This window comes from Dehalococcoidia bacterium (assembly GCA_035574915.1).
Taxonomy (GTDB): Bacteria; Chloroflexota; Dehalococcoidia; order DSTF01; family WHTK01; genus DATLYJ01.
In genome coordinates this window covers 1-17,038 of sequence record DATLYJ010000177.1, presented here as the reverse complement: position 1 = coordinate 17,038, position 17,038 = coordinate 1, and the positions used below count along the sequence as shown (strand labels likewise).

The 17,038-nt window shown below is 66.9% G+C and carries 12 protein-coding genes; 7 read left to right on the top strand and 5 right to left on the bottom strand.

From position 1 onward, the window contains the following. Positions 1–245: 245 nt before the first annotated feature. From glgB to VNN10_15775, 3 genes are read right to left on the bottom strand one after another with little or no spacing between them, the layout of a single operon-like run. On the bottom strand, positions 246–2,219 hold the full coding sequence (glgB, locus tag VNN10_15785; GenBank protein HXH23480.1) for a 1,4-alpha-glucan branching protein GlgB: 1,974 nt from the start codon (positions 2,217–2,219) through the stop codon (positions 246–248). Then, positions 2,216–5,524, bottom strand: a complete 3,309-nt coding sequence (gene treS / locus VNN10_15780; GenBank protein ID HXH23479.1) for a maltose alpha-D-glucosyltransferase — start codon at positions 5,522–5,524, stop codon at positions 2,216–2,218. The genes glgB and treS overlap by 4 nt, the downstream gene beginning before the upstream one ends. Positions 5,525–5,533: 9 nt before the next feature. Next, positions 5,534–7,525, bottom strand: coding sequence for an alpha-1,4-glucan--maltose-1-phosphate maltosyltransferase (locus VNN10_15775; protein HXH23478.1), 1,992 nt, complete (start codon positions 7,523–7,525; stop codon positions 5,534–5,536). 132 nt (positions 7,526–7,657) lie between these two features. Between VNN10_15775 and VNN10_15770 the strand changes: the two genes are divergently transcribed. The 6 genes from VNN10_15770 (at position 7,658) to VNN10_15745 (ending at position 12,725) form a co-directional block, all read left to right on the top strand. Beyond that, on the top strand, positions 7,658–8,653 hold the full coding sequence (locus VNN10_15770) for a hypothetical protein (protein HXH23477.1): 996 nt from the start codon (positions 7,658–7,660) through the stop codon (positions 8,651–8,653). A 101-nt stretch (positions 8,654–8,754) separates the two neighbouring features. Continuing rightward, on the top strand, positions 8,755–9,903 hold the full coding sequence (locus VNN10_15765) for a cytochrome P450 (GenBank protein ID HXH23476.1): 1,149 nt from the start codon (positions 8,755–8,757) through the stop codon (positions 9,901–9,903). A gap of 53 nt (positions 9,904–9,956) precedes the next feature. Further along, the gene (locus VNN10_15760) at positions 9,957–10,766 is read left to right on the top strand and encodes an enoyl-CoA hydratase/isomerase family protein (GenBank protein ID HXH23475.1); all 810 of its coding nucleotides are present in this window, start codon (positions 9,957–9,959) and stop codon (positions 10,764–10,766) included. Positions 10,767–10,774: 8 nt separating this feature from the next. Then, entirely contained in the window at positions 10,775–11,650 is an 876-nt protein-coding gene (locus VNN10_15755; protein HXH23474.1) for an alpha/beta hydrolase, read from the top strand. Continuing rightward, complete coding sequence (locus VNN10_15750; protein HXH23473.1) at positions 11,647–12,393, top strand: Type 1 glutamine amidotransferase-like domain-containing protein; 747 nt, start codon at positions 11,647–11,649, stop codon at positions 12,391–12,393. Before VNN10_15755 ends, VNN10_15750 begins: the two co-directional genes overlap by 4 nt. After that, the gene (locus VNN10_15745) at positions 12,390–12,725 is read left to right on the top strand and encodes a nitroreductase/quinone reductase family protein (protein ID HXH23472.1); all 336 of its coding nucleotides are present in this window, start codon (positions 12,390–12,392) and stop codon (positions 12,723–12,725) included. The genes VNN10_15750 and VNN10_15745 overlap by 4 nt, the downstream gene beginning before the upstream one ends. A gap of 251 nt (positions 12,726–12,976) precedes the next feature. On the opposite strand, the gene VNN10_15740 is transcribed toward VNN10_15745, so the two are convergent. Next, complete coding sequence (locus VNN10_15740) at positions 12,977–13,675, bottom strand: acetate--CoA ligase family protein (protein ID HXH23471.1); 699 nt, start codon at positions 13,673–13,675, stop codon at positions 12,977–12,979. A 1,613-nt stretch (positions 13,676–15,288) separates the two neighbouring features. Next, a complete protein-coding gene (locus VNN10_15735; GenBank protein HXH23470.1) occupies positions 15,289–15,534 on the bottom strand; it encodes a helix-turn-helix transcriptional regulator in 246 nt (81 codons plus the stop codon). A 296-nt stretch (positions 15,535–15,830) separates the two neighbouring features. Between VNN10_15735 and VNN10_15730 the strand changes: the two genes are divergently transcribed. Next, the coding region (locus tag VNN10_15730; protein HXH23469.1) for a DEAD/DEAH box helicase at positions 15,831–17,038 on the top strand (1,208 nt) is incomplete at its 3' end.

Below are 17,038 nucleotides of genomic sequence, written 5' to 3'. Positions count from 1 at the left end.
GAGTCTCAAGCGGCCGGAGAGCGCTTGCAGAGGCGTAGCCGGGGCTGCCTTCGCGGCGCCGGTTGGCCTCGCCTGATTTAGTCTGCGACGCCGCTCCAGGGCAACGGCCCTGGCCGGCGCCTCAGGGCGGCCCCGCGGCGGCCTGGTGCCTCCCCGGGTCACCGACGAGGCGCTGCTGCTCACTAGCGTCGATCGCCGGCTCGCCGCGCCGGCCGCCCGCCACGGCTCCAGCCTGGCGCGCTTGCTCACGGTCCGTCCGCGGCGGGCGCCGCAGCCGGCGTCAGAAACAGGGCGGCCAGCGGCGGCAGCGTCAGCACCAGCGACCACGGCCGGCCCTGGTACGGGACCGGCGCCGCCTCGACGCCGCCAAGGTTCCCCTGCCCGCTTCCCCAGTAGTACCCGGCGTCTGAGTTCAGCACCTCGCGCCAGTAGCCGCCTGTGGGCACGCCGACCCGGTAGTTGTGGCGCACGACCGGCGTAAAGTTGCAGACGACCAGGACCTGCTCTCCGCTCGTGCCTTTTCGCAGGTAGCTCAGCACGCTTTGCTCCCAGTCGCCGCCGTTCACCCACTCGAAGCCTGCGGGGTCGTTGTCGAGTTCGTGGAGCGCCGGCTCGGCGGCATACAGGCGGTTGAGGTCGGCGATGAGCTTCTGGACGCCCGCATGCTCTGGGAAGCGCAGGACCCACCACTCCAGGCTGTTCTCGTGGTCCCACTCACGCCGCTGGCCGAACTCACCGCCCATGAACAGCAGTTTCTTCCCCGGCTGGCTGTACATGTACGCAAACAGCAGCCTCAGGTTCGCGAACTTCTGCCAGTCGTCGCCAGGCATCATGCCCAGGAGAGACCCTTTGCCGTGGACGACCTCGTCGTGCGAGAGCGGCAGGATGAAGTTCTCCGTGAAAGCGTAGATGCTGCGAAAAGTCAGCTCGTTGTGGTGGTACTTGCGGAACACGGGGTCCCTCTTCATGTACTCCAGCGTGTCGTGCATCCAGCCCATGTCCCACTTCAGCCCGAATCCCAGGCCGCCAACGTACGTCGGCTTCGACACCATAGGCCAGGCCGTCGACTCTTCGGCGATCATCTGGACGTCCGGATAGTGCCGGTATACCTCTTCGTTGAGGCGCCGCAGGAAGGAGATGGCTTCGAGGTTCTCGCGGCCGCCGTACTCGTTCGGCATCCACTCGCCCTCTTTGCGCGAGTAATCGAGGTACAGCATCGAGGCCACGGCGTCGACCCGGAGGCCGTCAGCGTGATAGCGGTCGAGCCAGAACATCGCGCTGGAGAGCAGGAAGCTGCGCACCTCGCTGCGGCCGTAGTTGAAGATGAGGCTGCCCCAATCCGGGTGGTATCCCTTCTCGCGGTAGGCGTGCTCGTACAGGTGCGTCCCGTCGAAGTAGCCGAGCCCGTGCTCGTCTGAGGGGAAGTGAGACGGCACCCAGTCAAGGATTACGCCGATGCCGTTCTGGTGCAGGTGGTCGACCAGGTACATGAAGTCCTGGGGCGTGCCGTAGCGGCTGGTGGGCGCGTAATAGCCCGTGGTCTGGTAGCCCCAGGAGCCGTAGAAGGGGTGCTCCATGACCGGCAGCAGTTCGACATAGGTGAACCCCAATGACTTCACATAATCCGCGAGGTAGGGCGCCAGCTCCCGGTACGTCAGGGGCCTGTTGTCCTCCTCCGGCACCCGGCGCCACGACCCGAGGTGCACCTCGTACACCGCTATAGGCGCCTTGAGGGAGTTGCGCGCCGCCCGCGCGCGCATCCATTCCGCATCCTGCCATTCATACTCGAGGTCCCAGGCGATCGAGCCAGTGCGCGGCGGCACCTCGGCGTAGAGCGCGTAGGGGTCTGCCTTGTCGGCACGGTAGCCGTGATAGCGGGAAACGACGTGGTACTTGTAAGCGTCCCCCTTCTTCACGCCGGGCACGAAGCCATGCCAGATGCCCGAGCTCTCGCGCGGCAGGAGCGGGTGGGCGCCCTTGTCCCAGCCGTTGAAGGCCCCGATAACCGAAACGTACTCGGCGTCAGGCGCCCACACGGCGAAGTAGGCGCCCGGCACACCATCGAGGGTCATGAGATGGCAACCGAGCTTCTCGTAAAGCCTGAGGTGACTCCCTTCGTTGAACAAGTAGAGGTCGTCCCGGCTGAGGAGGCTGAAGTCGTAGCGGACGGCCGCCGGACCCGGGGTGTCCGGGGAGCGCGCGGGCTGATGGCGCGTCACCCCTCCGCCCCCAGCAGCTCCAGCACGCCCCGGAGCGGGATCACGACCCAGTCCGGCCGGTTGTTGAGCTCGTAACCGATCTCGTAGACGGCCTTCTCGAGCAGGCAGACGCCGAGCAGCATTTCGAGCTGGCCCCGGTCGGCGGGCACCAGTCCCGCCGGCCTTGCGACTTGCAGGTAGCCGCGCAGGTAGGCCGCCGAGACCGACGCGCTCCAGAAGCGCGCCCACACGTCCAGGCGGGAGCCGCCCCGGTCACGCAAGCCCGTCGCCTCCTCCTCGATGAGTACATCGTGGACGGCGTAGTTGAATGAGCGCAGGATGCCGGCGACATCGCGCAGGGGGGTCCGGCGCAGGCGGCGCTCAGTTACCGGCCGAGCCGGTTCGCCCTCGAAGTCGATGATCACGAAGTCGTTGCCTTTGAACAGCACCTGGCCGAGGTGGAAGTCGCCGTGGACGCGTATCCGCAGTCCTTCGAGCGATACCTCCAGCAAGCGCCCGAAGCTCTGCAGGATGCGGTCCTCGAGGGCGAGGACTCGGAGGGCCTCCGGCGGCACGGACTCGCCGTCCTCTCGCACGCGGCGCGCCAGGAGGCGCATGGTGTTGCTGGTCAGATTGCGAAGCGACTGGTAGAGCGAGCGCTGGTTGTAGCTCGTGAACGTCTCCGGGGCCAGCGATGGCTCCGTAGCCGCGGCGAGGAGCGTGTGCAGCTCGGCGGTGCGCTGGCCCAGCAGCCTCGCCGCCTCCAGGTAGGGCCCCACCATCTCCAGGGCCTGCGGCGAGGCCGGCTGCTCCGCGAGGTCGAGCAGGGAGCCAGCCGTGATGCGGATGTCATCCGCCTTTACCTGCGACGCCAGGGCCCGCTCGAAGAAGTCCTTGAGCGTGTCGCGCGTGTAGCTCCAGGCGTCGCCCTCGTTCGGGACGAACTCGTAGAGGACGGCCAGCGTCCGAGGCTCGATCCTTCCCTGGACGTACTCGATCGCGCCGGCAAGGCGGGGCGCGTTCGGGAAGCCGCTGTCCGTGAGGTAGCGCGATATCTCGAGGTCCGGGTTCACGCCTGGCTCGACCCGCCTGAAGAGCTTGAAGAAGAGCCTGTCGCCGAAGGAGATGGCGCTGTTCGACTGCTCGGTCTTGACCGCGGTCGCCTTCAGGCTGCCGACGTCTGCCGTCCCCGCGAGCTGGCGAAAGAGGCGTGTGCGACTGCCCATGATGTCGCCGCGCTCACCCCTGAGGCGCCGGTTGTTCGCGATGAGCGCCAACAGCGCCTCCGCGACGTCTTCATTGAACAGGCCATCGTAGAGCACACCCTCACGGCTGGGCTCTCCGCCCCGCAGCCGGGCAATCACGGCATCCGGCCAGTCCCGCTCCACCCGCTTCGCCTGGTCGCCATACGCGGCGGCGATGGGCACCTGGTACATGTCCGCGCCGCCGTCGCTGTACTGCACCTCGATCAGCGAAAGCACCGCATCCGCGTCACCCGCCCTCAGGGGTGTACGCTCGCAGACGCTGACGGAACGGATCCCCTGCGCCTTGCCCCCGAACCAACGCTGCTTGATGAGGAAGTCCGAAAGCGCCAGGGAAACGTCGCGGTCCGGCTGCTCCTGCAGCGAACTCTGCCAGTTCGCGGCCGACAGGGAGGGCACGAATTCGGGCTCGACCCGTATCTGCGGCGCCCGCTGCCTCACCTGCTCCAGCGAGAACCAGTAGAAGCTGTGAGGCCCCAGGGTGATGAAGTACGGCTTGTCCCCGACTGGCGGGAATTCCACTCGCCCGAACATCTCTACCGGGACCAGGCCCCTGTGCGCCGAAAGGTCCAGCTCCACTCCCTGCACGAAGCGAGACAGGTTCGCGACTACGAGGATCCGTTCGTCCTCGTAAGCCCGCACGAAGGCGAGCACCTTGCGGTTGTCCGGCTGCAAGAACTCGAGCGTGCCGCGGCCGAAGGCCTTGTACCGCTTCCGCAGCGCGATCAAACGCTTCGTCCACCAGAGCAGGGAGTGGGGGTTGTCCCTCTGCGCCTGCACATTCACCGTCTCGTAGTGGTACTCGGGGTCGATGATGATCGGCAGGTAGAGCTTCTGGGGATTGGCGCGCGAGAAGCCGGCGTTGCGGTCGCCGAGATACACGTTGTCGCCCATGCCGATCTCGTCCCCGTAGTAGATGACCGGCGTGCCAGGCAAAGAGAAAAGGAGCCCGTTCATCAGCTCGATGCGCCGCCTGTGGTTGCCCAGCAGCGGCGCCAGCCGCCGCCGGATACCGAGGTTGATGCGCATCTGCTGCTCGACGGCATAGACGCGGTACATGTAGTCGCGCTCTTCGTCCGTCACCATCTCCAGCGTCAGCTCGTCGTGGTTCCGCAGGAAAAGGGCCCACTGGCAGTTGTCCGGTATTGCCGGCGTCTGGCGCAGGATGTCGATGATCGGGAAGCGATCCTCCATGTGGATGGCCATGAACATGCGCGGCATGAGAGGGAAGTGGAACGCCATGTTGCACATGTCGCCCTGGCCGAAGTAGGCGACCGCATCCTCCGGCCACTGGTTGGCCTCGGCCAGGAGCATGCGGTTGGCGTATTTGCCGTCAACGTGCGCCCGGAGCTTTCTCAAGAATTCGTAGGTCTGGGGCAGGTTCTCGCAGTTAGTGCCTTCGGCCTCATACAGGTAAGGCACGGCGTCGAGCCGCAAGCCGTCGACGCCGAGGTCGAGCCAGCCGTCCATCGCGTCCAGGATGGCCCGGTGTACGCGAGGGTTCTCGAAGTTGAGGTCCGGCTGGTGTCGATAGAAGCGGTGCCAGTAGTACTGCCCGGCAATCGGGTCCCAGGTCCAGTTCGAAGTCTCGAAGTCCTTGAAGATGATCCGCGCCTCGCGGTAGCGATCGGCGCTGTCGCTCCAGACGTAGAAGTTGCGGGCGTTGCTGTCCCGGGGCGCCCGCCTCGCCCGCTGGAACCAGGGGTGCTGGTCGGAGGTGTGGTTGCACACCAGCTCCGTGATCACACGGAGGCCGCGCCGGTGTGCCTGGCGTATGAAATCGCGCGCGTCGCGCAGGGTGCCGTAAGCGGGATGGACCGCGTTGTAGTCAGCGATGTCGTAGCCGTCGTCCAGCAAGGGCGAGGGATAGAAGGGAAGCAGCCAGATGGCGGTGACGCCCAGGTCCTGCAGGTAATCCAGCTTCTCCGTCAGCCCCCTGAAGTCGCCAATCCCGTCGTCGTTGGAGTCGTAGAAGGCGCGGACGTGTACCTCGTAGATGACGGCGTCTTTGTACCAGAGCGGGTCGTCCGTAAGTGGCAAGTCCTGGCTGCGCCGCCCTACCATCTCGCCCACCTACCGGTAGTAGTCGAAGTCGCGCTCGCTTCGGAGCCGCCTCTGCACCTTGAAGACGTGCGCCGGCAGCACGTGCGGGTCGAGCTGCACGAAATTCCAGGCCCCGTGCCAGGTGTAGCGTCCGTCGGCCAGCAGGTCATGCACCATGAAGGCTTCGTGCTCGTCCAGGCCAAGGTCGCCAAGCGGCAGCTCGACCCAGCCGCTCTGAGTGTGGTGCGGGTCCAGGTTTACGACCGTAAGGATTGTCCCATCCCGGCCCGACTTCGAGTAGGCGATGATCGCCTCGTTGTCCGTGTTGTGGAACCGCAGGCCGGCGTTCGACTGAAGCTCGCTGTTTTCCCGGCGGATCTTGTTGACCCTCGCGATGAGGTGGCGCAGGCTCGCCGAGGTCTCGAGGTCCCAGTGCTTGACCTCGTACTTCTCTGAGTCCAGGTACTCCTCGCTCCCCTCCTCACGCGGCGCGTTGATGCACAGCTCGAATGCCGGGCCGTAAATGCCGTAGGAGGCGCCGAGCGTCGCAGCCAGCACCAGGCGCGCGATGAAGGCCGGCTTGCCGCCGGTCTGGAGGTACTCGTGCAGGATGTCGGGAGTGTTCGGCCAGAGGTTCGGCCGGAAGTACTCTCGGACCTCGGTCTGCGTGAGCTCGGTGAAGTACTCCGTCAGCTCGTGCTTTGTGTTCCGCCAGGTGAAGTAAGTGTAGGACTGCGTGAAGCCGATCTTCGCGAGGTGGTACATCACCTTCGGACGCGTGAAGGCCTCGGAGAGGAAGATCAGGTCCGGATATTTTGGCTTGAGGCTGCCGATCAGCCACTCCCAGAAGGCGAACGGCTTCGTGTGCGGGTTGTCGACGCGGAAGATGCGGACACCCTGCTCGATCCAGAACTCGACGACGCTGCGGAGCTCCTGCCAGAGCGCTTGCCAATCCTCGGTATTGAAGTCCAGCGGGTAGATGTCCTCGTACTTCTTCGGCGGGTTCTCAGCGAAGCGGATGCTTCCGTCGGGCCGGTGCGCGAACCACTGGGGGTGCTCCTGCACGTACGGGTGGTCGGGCGAGCACTGGAAGGCAAGGTCGAGGGCGATCTCGATGCCGTGGTCGCGGGCCGCTGCCACCAGGCGCTGAAAGTCCGCGAGCGTCCCGAGCTCAGGGTGCACGGCCTTGTGGCCGCCCAGCGCCGAGCCGATGGCCCAGGGGCTGCCGGGGTCGTCCTCGAAGCAGACGACGCTGTTGTTCTTGCCCTTGCGTCCCGTCCTGCCGATAGGGTGTATCGGCGGCAGGTAGAGCACGTCGAAGCCCATCGAGGCTACGTATGGCAGGCGCGCGATCACGTCATCGAACGTGCCCGGCCGCGATGGATCAGGAGAGGCCGAACGCGGGAACATCTCGTACCAGGTACTGAAACGCGCCCGTTCGCGGTCGACCACGACCTCCTGGCCGGCGTCGTACAGGGTCGAGCGGGACCTGTCCGGATAGCGGGCCATCAACTCGGAGAGCGCCTGCTCCAGCCCAACGCTGACGCGCAGGGTCGTATCCCAGTCCTTCTCCAGCGCGCCGGCCCGGTCGAGCAGACGCTGCCTGTCGGGGCCCTCGGCCCTCGCGGCCGCCTCGCGCACGAGTTCAGCGCCCACCAGCAACTCCACGGCCACATCCTGGCCCGCCTCGACGCGCTTCTTCAGGTCGGCCCGCCAGGTCTCGAACGGGTCCGGCCAGCCTTCGATGCGGTAGCGATAGCGGCCCTGCTCGAGCACGGTGAAGGACCCCCGCCAGCGATCGTTCGGCAGGGGGTCCATGCGCACGGCGGACCACTCTCGCGAATTCGGGGCAAGGTACTGCAGCTCGCAAGCCAGGTGGTCGTGTCCGTCAAGGAAGACGTCGGCCTCGACGGTGACGCTCTCGCCCACGACCCGCTTCACGGCATAGCGGCCGCCTTCGATTTCGGGCGTGACGTGAGTGATGACGACGCGGCGCAGCCGGTCTTCTGAAGGAAGGGACAAGTTGCTGTCAACCTCCGGATCGATAGTAGACGATGCCACCGGAGTAGACGATGGCTCGACAGGCCAGCCCGGTGACCCTTCCGGGCAACCGCGTGCGGTTTCTGAATTGATGGTCGGCTATTCTGACCATCGATGCTAGGCCGGGCGCTGGGGCGCGGCTGGCTTGTGACCGCCCTGATCCTCGCCGCGTGCGGCGGCGACGGTCAGGCCGTCACGCCTTGCCGCCCGGCGTCCGAGCCGAGGTTCCTGCTGACGAGCGAGGACGGCATCAGCGAAATGCGGGCCGACGGGTCGCGCCGCCTGATCCTCGGCTGGCGCGACGAGACTTATCCTCTCGACCCGAGCGTGTCACCGGACTGCACCCGCGTCGCGTTCGCGCTGCAGCCGCCCGCGAAGCCCCTGCCCGACGGCAACGTCGACTTCGGCTCTGACCTGGCCCTTGCAGGCATTGACGGCAAGGGACCGCGCATCCTCGCGAAGCACCAGCGCGTCGCCGAGTTCCTGCGCGCGCCTGCCTGGCTCTCGGAGAGCGAGCTCCTCTACACCTACCGCGGCCGCGGCCCGAACGGTCTGCCTGACCTCCGCATCGAGCGCTTGGACCTGAAGACCGGCGCCTCCCGCCGTTACATCGAGTCTGCGATCGACGCCGCGGTTTCGCCCGATAGGGGCCTCCTGGTCTACGTGGCGATCGACCCGCTCACTCAGGCCGAGACCCTCACCGTCGCCAGCGCGGACCTGCGCGGTGCACGCGCGGTCGCGGGCGCGGCTAACAACCTCGCCCTCTTCTCGGGCCAGACGTTCTCGCCGGACGGCAGCAAGATCGCCTTTGCCGCGGTCGACATCAGCCAGCCGCTCCAGGGCGGCGCGCTCCCCGTTCGGCCGGGCGGCACCTTCGCCTGGCATCCGTTCGCCCAGGACATCTGGCTGGTGAACAGCGACGGCACCGGCCTGCGCCGCCTCTCCGAGATCGCGGAGAACATGCCGTCCATCGCCTGGTCCGCCGATGGCGCCTTCGTCTACGTCCTGGGCCCCGGGGCCTTCTGGCGCATCGACACGGCCACGGGACTTGCCGTCAAGCTCGCTGCCGGCGTGCCTCTCGGCCAGATCGCCCTTCTCGCGGGCCGCTGAACGGGCGGGACCTGGTCGCAGGTCTCCGGAGACGCCGGGGGGTTGCCTCCGGCGCCGCTTTCGCGAATCATCTCCGTACTGCGCATTAAGGGAGCATCTACATGAACGGCGGCCTATTCGCCCTCGGGCGCCTCGACGATCCCTACCCCCTCTATGCCCGCTTGCGCGCCGCTGGCCCGGCGGTACAGGTCGCTCCGGGTACCTATGCCGTTTCCCGCTACGACGATGTCGTGGCTGTCCTGAAGAACACCGCCGCGTTCTCCTCCGCTCCCCTGGGCTTCGGCTTCGGGGCGCGCACCGTCATTGGTCTCGACCCCCCGGAGCACACGGTCCTGCGCAACATCGTCAACCGCGCGTTCACTCCCCGGATGGTCGCGGCAATGGAGCCGCGCATCCGCGAGATTGCGCGCGGCCTGATTGACGCCCTGGCGGCCCGGGGCGAGTGCGACCTGGTGCGCGACCTCGCCGTGCCGCTGCCGGTTATCGTCATCGCCGAGATACTCGGTGTCGATCCCGAACGGCGGGACGACTTCAAGCGCTGGTCGGACAGCCTCGTGTTCTCCGGTGCCATGATGGGCGGCCTGGACAAAAGCCGCGACGAGTTCCGGGCCTACTTCGGGGAGGTCATTGCCGAGCGGCGCCGCGAGCCGCGGGACGACCTGATCAGCGCCCTCACCAGGGCAGAAGAGGCCGACACACTGACCGCCGCTGAAGTAATGTCCTTCGCGCTGCTGCTCCTCATTGCCGGCAACGAGACGACCACGAACCTCATAGGCAACGCCATGCTCGCGCTGCTCGACCACCCCGAGCAGCTTGACCGCGTCCGCGCCGATACCTCGCTCGTGCCGGCGATGGTCGAGGAGGCGCTGCGCTACCAGTCCCCGGTGCAGCTAATCTTCCGCAGCTGCGTGCGGGACACCGAGGTCGGCGGCAGCCTTATCCCGGCCGGTGCCAGCGTGATCCCCATGTACGCCTCGGCGAATCGCGACGAGCGCCACTTCCCCGAGCCGGACACCTTCGACATCACCCGCGAGAACGCCCGCGACCACCTGGCGTTTGGCTATGGTCCCCACTTCTGCCTCGGCGCACCCCTCGCCCGTCTCGAGGCCCAGGTCGCGTTCGAAGAGTTGCTGCCCCGCCTGAGCGACATCCGCATGGTCGAGGAGGCAGTCGAGTGGTTGCCTTCGCCTCTGATCCGGGGTCCGGCCCGCCTTCCCATTCGGTTCAAGGCGGCTGTGCCCTCTCCATAGTTAAGGACAGATCCCTTTTCTCCGCCCGCGGAGATGGGGTCAGGGGGTGAGGTTTGGACTTTCAGGACGTACTCTTCGAACGGCGCGGCCCCATCGCCTGGATTACGCTAAACCGGCCCGAAAAGCTGAACGCCATCACCTGGCGGATGATCGACGAGATCATCAAGTTCTGCCAGGACGTTGGCCGCGACGATGACGTCCGCTGCGTGGTGTTCACCGGCGCAGGGCGCGCCTTCTCCGCCGGCGACGACATCGTTGGCGGCATGGGCGAACGTCCCGGCGCCCCGCCGATGGCCAGCGGTCAGCCGGCGACCCTGACGCGCGAGTTCGGGCCGCACTACCACATGACCCGCACGCTCATGAGCATGCCGAAGCCCGTGGTCGCCGCGATCAACGGCCCATGTCACGGCGCCGGCTGGGTGATCGCCTTGTCCTGCGACTTTCGTGTCATGCGCGGCGACGCCCTCATCGGCGACATCCGCTCGCGGCGCTCGATCTTCGCGGGCCAACTGGCGCCGCTCCTTCTCCCCCGCCTCATCGGCCAGTCCCGGGCGATGGACCTGCTCATGACGGGCCGCGTCATCGATGCCGCCGAGGCGGAGCGCTACGGCATCGTCACGCGCGTCTGGCCGGCCGAGACCTGGGACCAGGAGCTTCAGACCTTCCTCGATGAGTTGGCATCCGGGCCGACGAAGAACTACGCCGCCTGGAAGTTCGCCGTTAACCGCTCAGTGCTGCTGGAAGCCGAGGGCTACGCCGAGTACGAGCGCTTCCTGAACGTCGCCCACCGGGCGACCGAGGATTCGCGGGAAGGCGTCGCCTCCTTCCGCGAGAAGCGAGACCCGAAGTACACGGGACGATAGGAGGCCGCATGCCCTTCGCGCGCGTCAACGGGGTCATGACCAGCTACGAGGACCGTGGCTCCGGCCTGCCGGTGCTCTTCATTCACGGTGGCTACGGCGGGGCGGCGACCACCCTTGCCCCACCGCGGGAGGTTATCCGCGAGGTCCTTCCCGAAGACCGCTTCCGGCTCGTCACCTACGACCGCCGCTGCCGCGGCCAGACCGAGTACGTGGATGGCGACTACGACCTCGAGGACCTGGCGGACGACGCCGCGGCCCTCCTCGACCATCTCGGTATCGGGAGCGCGGTCATTATCGGCAGCTCGGCCGGCGGGCCGATCGCGCTGCAGTTCGCGCTCAGCCGGCCTGAGCGCACAACCGCCCTCGCGCTCCCGAACACCGGCGCCAACCTGATGGATCAGAGCCGCGAAGTCTCCCGCCAGCGGCTCGCGCTCGTCGAGCGCTTCCGCAGCGAGGGCGCCCGCGCTGTCTTCGAGTCGAGAAAGCATCGCCTGCGCGAGGCGCCGGCAGCGGAAGCCCAGGCCGGCGAACCCGGCACCGAGGAGCGGCGTGCCGCCCTCCAGGCGGCGCTCGAGGCGCTCTCGGACGAGGAACTCTTCCGCTACTCCTCCGGCGAGATCCGGAACTTCGCCGCCTACGTGGGGTTCGACTTCGCGCCCAGGCTCGCCGAGCTGAAGATGCCTGTGTGCGTGATCCACGGCACCGCCGACCAGACGGTGCCCTTCGCCTGGGGCAAGGCCCTGCACGAAGGCATCCCCGGTTCCGAGTTCCACGCCATCGAAGGCGGCCGGCACGGCATCCTCGGCCACCCGGAAGCCGCGGCGGCCCTCCGCTCCTGGGCCGAGCGCATCGCCGCCGAGGTCCCGGCACGGAGCGCGCCATGACCGCGAACGGCGGTATCGGCCCCCTGGTGCTCGCCGGCTCCGGCGAGTACACGGAGACGATGGAGGTCGTCGACCGCTTCCTGCTGGAAGTGCTGAACGGGCGCGCCGTCATCCTCATCGCCACCGCCTGCGCCATGGAGGGGGACGAGCGCATGGCCTGGTGGGAGCAGCTCGGCGTGCGACACTTCCGTAAGTTCGGGGTCGAGGCGATACCGGTGCGCATCCGCAATCAGGAGGAGGCGAACATCGAGAAGCACGCCGAACTGATCGCGAACGCCGGCCTGGTCTGGTTCTCCGGCGGCAGCGCCGCCTACCTCGCCCGCTCCTTCGACGGCACCCTCGCCTGGGCAGCCCTCCAGGATGCGAATGCAGCCGGCGCGGCGGTCGCCGGGGCCAGCGGCGGCCTCGGGGTGCTGAACCCCCACGTGCACCAGCCCGGTCCCGATGGCCAGGCGCCACCCGGCCCTACGGGCCTTGGTCTGGCCGCGCCGGTGCGGGCGATGTCCCACTTCGACCGCTTCGCCGAGCGCCGGCCGGAGATGCTGCAGCGCGCCATCGATGGTCTCGCGCCGGGCCAGAAGCTTGCCGGCGTGGACGAGGATACGGCGATTGTCTGGCACGACGGCGCCTGGCGGGCGATGGGCCACAAGCGCGTCCAGGTCTTCGAGAAAGGCGCCGCGCCCCGCCTCTACCGCCCGGGCGACGTCATCGACTCGCTCCCGCCGCCTGAGCGGGCGCGGTGACACCCTACTGCTATCTCACCACTACAGGCCGCGTCACCGGCAGGCCGCACACTATCGAGATCTGGTTTGCTCGCCAGGGCGATACCCTGTACCTGCTCGCCGGCGGCCGCCACCGTTCCGATTGGGTGCGTAACCTCATGCGCAACCCGGAGGTGCGGGTGCGCATCGCCGACGTCGACCATGCCGGCCGCGCCCGGCTCGTGGACGCGGACAGCGAAGAGGACGCCCTCGCCCGGCGCCTGCTACTCGAGAAGTACAGTCCGGGGTACTCGGGAGACCTCGCGGACTGGGGCCGCTCCGCGCTTCCCGTGGCTATCGACCTCGAGGGTTGAGTCTGCGGACGCTGTGACGCTGTCGCTGGGGCCGGCAGCGGCCCGGGACAGCGGGCGGAATTCAGGTGAGGCCTGTTACTTCGACTCCCTGGCGGCTCGCTTCTTGAGAAGCAGCTTCTTCGCCTTCTTGCGGTGCTTCGCCCAGGCCACTCTCTTACGCTTGTTCAATCCCTACTCCCTCGACGTCTGACGGCTGACAGTCCGCTCAGGTCCGCGCTGCACCCTTCTGGCACCGCGCTCTGTCCTCCCCGCTAATCCGCCAGGACGATGCGCGCGTCCACGGCCACCGCTCCGTCCGGGTAGGCGAACACGGGGTTAAGGTCCAGCTCCGCCACCTCCGGGTGGGCGTCGACGAACTCCGAGACTTTGAGCAGCAGCGACTCCAGGGCCGCGACATCCGCCGGCGGCGAGCCGCGGTAGCCCTCGAGCAGCTTGAAGCCCTTGATCTCGCGCACCATGTGGCGGGCGTCGCGGGGCTCGATGGGGACGATGCGGAAGGCGACGTCTTCGAGCACTTCGACGAGGACGCCGCCGAGCCCGAACATGAGCACGGGCCCGAACTGCGGGTCCGTGTTCACCCCGATGATGACCTCGGTGCCGGGCGCGGCCATCTCCTGGACGGAGACGCCGTCGATGCGGGCGTCAGGCTGCGCCTGCTTCGCCGAGGTCATGATCTCGTCGAAGGCGGCGGCGACGGCGGCCTCGTCGGCGAGGCCGAGCTTCACGCCGCCGACATCGCTCTTGTGGGCGATATCGAGCGAGACGACCTTGAGGGCGACGGGGAAGCCGGCCTCGCGCGCCAGGGCGACGGCCTCGTCCCGCGTCCGCGCCAGCTTTGCCGGCACGACGGGCACGCCGGCCTCGGCCAGCACCTGCTTCGCCTCGACCTCGTTCAGGAGCCGGCGTCCCTGCGAGCGGGCCGCTGACACGACTTCAGCAAGCGTTGTCACAGCTTCGCAATCGTAGGTGACGGGTGGTGTGAGGGCAAGCGGATGGGGCGGAGCGGGCGGCGATCGCCACTAACAAGACCAACACCATCCCTGGAGCGACTGATGCCAGAGCCAGAGCGTCGGGTTTGACCAGCCATTGGCGGGAGCGGAAGGATACCTCGACCAATTGTCGTACCAAGGGTACCCCGTGGATAACTGGTGATTATGGTAGCCGGACCAGGAGCAATTGCTCCCGTCCCACACAGTGGACGCGATCAATGAGCTCGTCCAGGCTGGATTAGGCCCCCCATAGATGTAGAATGCCTGTCCGGCTTTCGATGTGTTGGTATGAGTATAGAGAATCGAGCCCTTCGAGAATCCAAAGGCGTCAGACACGTCGACCCGGACCCTGTGACATCCACTGTGTTGAGTCCGGATAGTAGCGACTGCTATGTAGTCGGTGTAATCGCTCCTCTCACCGTACGACCGCCAAAAGACGTTTTCTGGAGAGCCGCTGTGAGACGACCAATCCAGCGCGTTTCCTGGGCTTGGAGGGTTAATGCATACGCCGTGCCAACCGCACTCCAGGTAGTTGCCAGCTCCCCCATGGGAATAGAGCGTTACGTAGACTGCGGCAGCTGAGGACACGGGAAAAAGCGACCCGACTACTGCCCCTCCAAGGGTCGCAGCAATCAGGAAGGCACAAATGCGGCGCATGAATTTCTCCTTTAGTAGAGTCCAGCCGCTATGCGTTCCAGTTCCGCGAAGGGAATCCCGTGAGCGCGAATGACGGTGACACCAAATGGCTCGGCGATCACTAACGCTGAATCCCCGAACCCATCCTCGGTGAGCGGCCGGACTGCGACACTCCGGCGCCCAGCCACCGTCGTACTCGCCACGCGATCAGCAGGAACATCCACTTGCGCGGCTTGTTCGCCACGCGTGCGTAGTATGACCAGCATGCCGCCGTAGCGCCCAGAGAGGCGGGATCTGGCCGAACGTGAAAGGTCATCTCGACCCACGACAATCCTGCCGGTCCAGCACCGCATCGCAGGGCCTCTGCGCTCACGAAATCCGTCTTTACCGGCAGATATTTGGGCCTGACCTCGAGTTCGGTCCCCGTGGCTTCCGAGGCGGCTGCCGGAGTTGGCGAAGGCAAGCGGCCATCAGGAAGGCGAGTATCACACGGGCCACCTCGGGGCTGGACTGAAGGCCCGATCAGCATCCCGTTCACAACGCCATTGGCCCGGGGCTTCTTACTGTCAGCCTCCAAGAGCGGTACGTACCAGAACTCCGAAGGCGGCGAGCCGGGGAGACAATACGATTCCACGACCTCTCCTGCTGGCCCGAAGGTCTTTCCACAGACAAGGGTCCCGGGAAGGACCGTGGCCTGAGGGCGCGCAGAGACGCCCCCACCGACCGCGGCTTGCCGGACAATTAGAAACACTGAGATGGCCGCTAGGACCACCACTGTTCCTGTGGCGGCAATGCCGAGGAATGATCGACGAAATGCTTCGCGCCCTCTGAGAAGGCGCATGGCCCCCTCCTAGGCTCTTCCGAGATGATCTGGTGGGGACAAACGTACAGTTGTGGAGGTCAAGTTGGTATCAACAAACGTTGATTCTCGTGTCGTGTCAACGATTGTTGACATCACTTGGTCGCAGTATCCCAAGCTCCACCGCGCGGGCGCCGAGCTGGCAGGCATTCCTCGCCCCCAGCTTGCCGGCGACCCTGGCGAAGTGTGTCCGGACGGTGTTCTCGCTGATGTGGAGGCGCAAGCCGGTCTCCTGGCTGTTCAGTCCCTCGGCGGCAAGGCGTAACACCTCGAGCCCCGCGCTCGGTGAGTCCGTGCTGTCGTGCCCGCTCGTGGTCGGCCTCATACGGGGCCATAGCTCGCCTGAGAGCATATCGCGGCAGGGCAGGCGGCGCGCAGGGCGAGAGTCTATCGTCCGCATATCGTTTTGGTGTGCTAACATAAGCGCAAGAAGGAGTAACGATTTCATTAGCGTCGAACTGACACTCGCTCCGACAGCTCCCTTCCACGTGAAGGGTTCTCGATTGTCCGGACCAGACCGAATCTCCGCCTCCTTCCCAAACCACTTGTCGAATCACGGCCACGCGTCCTTGTCGGAGAGGGCTTGCACCCGAATGGGAGAGCCGCATTCTCCGAAAGGACATGGATTTGTCGTTCCGTTCGTTCAACCTGCGCCCTAGCTCCGTGGAGGCCCTCGAGGCCCAGGGCATCACGACCCCCACCCCTATCCAGGCGCAGACCATACCCCTCCTCCTCGAAGGCCACGACGTCATCGGGCAGGCGCACACGGGCTCGGGCAAGACGCTGGCCTTTGGGCTGCCGCTGGTCGAGCGCTGCGACCCCGCGCTGAAGGCGCCGCAGGCGCTGGTCCTGACGCCGACGCGCGAGCTGGCGCAGCAGGTGGCGTCGGTGCTCGAAGACATCGGCAAGCCCGCCGGCCTGCGCGTCGCCGTGATCTACGGCGGAGTCGGCTACGGCCCCCAACTGGACGCGCTGCGCGCCGGCGCGCAGGTCGTGGTTGGCACGCCGGGCCGCGTGCTCGACCACCTGGGCAGCGGCGCTTTGGACACGCGCTCCATCCGCTACGCCGTGCTGGACGAGGCGGACGAGATGCTGGACCGGGGCTTCGCGCGCGACATCGAGCGCATCCTGGACCGCACGCCGCGCGGGCGCCAGACGGCGCTGTTCTCGGCGACGACGCCGGAGTGGGTGCACAAGGTGTCGGCGAAGTACCTGCGCAACCCGAAGGTGGTGTCGGTCAAGACGGAGTCGAAGCCTGACATCGAGCACATCGTCATCGAGGCCTGGAACGCCGACAAGTTCGGCATCCTCCTCGCCCTCCTCGACGAAGAGGTCGAGGGCGCGACCCTGGTCTTCGGGCGCACCAAGCACGGCGTCGAGAACCTGGCGCGACGCCTGAACCGCATGGGCTACGAGGTCGAGGCGCTGCAGGGCAACCTGGGCCAGCAGGCCCGCGACCGCATCATGGCCCGCTTCCGCGCCGGCCACGTGCCTGTCCTCCTGGCGACGAACGTCGCCGCGCGGGGCATCGACATGCTGGACATCGAGCGCGTCATCAACTACGACATCCCGGAGACGCCGGAGCTCTTCACCCACCGCGTCGGCCGCACGGGCCGCATGGGCCGCGCCGGCCGCGCCATCACGATCGTGACCGCGGTGGACCTCCTGAAGCTGCGGGAGATCGAGGCGAAGCTGGGCCACAAGCTGCCGCGCGTGTCCGTGGCGGAGTTGAACATCGCCCCGCGCCAGCCGCTGCCCGAGATGCGCGCCGCCATGCGCTCGCGCCCGGAGCCGCAGCCGCGCCCGGCCGCCAACGGCAGCGCGCCGGC

Bases quoted from the DNA above. Each gene is read 5' to 3' on its own strand.
- treS (HXH23479.1), bottom strand. From the start codon at position 5,524: ATGGTAGGGCGGCGCAGCCAGGACTTGCCACTTACGGACGACCCGCTC.
- VNN10_15735 (HXH23470.1), bottom strand. From the start codon at position 15,534: ATGAGGCCGACCACGAGCGGGCACGACAGCACGGACTCACCGAGCGCG.
- VNN10_15750 (HXH23473.1), top strand. From the start codon at position 11,647: ATGACCGCGAACGGCGGTATCGGCCCCCTGGTGCTCGCCGGCTCCGGC.
- VNN10_15770 (HXH23477.1), top strand. From the start codon at position 7,658: ATGCTAGGCCGGGCGCTGGGGCGCGGCTGGCTTGTGACCGCCCTGATC.
- VNN10_15765 (HXH23476.1), top strand. From the start codon at position 8,755: ATGAACGGCGGCCTATTCGCCCTCGGGCGCCTCGACGATCCCTACCCC.
- VNN10_15755 (HXH23474.1), top strand. From the start codon at position 10,775: ATGCCCTTCGCGCGCGTCAACGGGGTCATGACCAGCTACGAGGACCGT.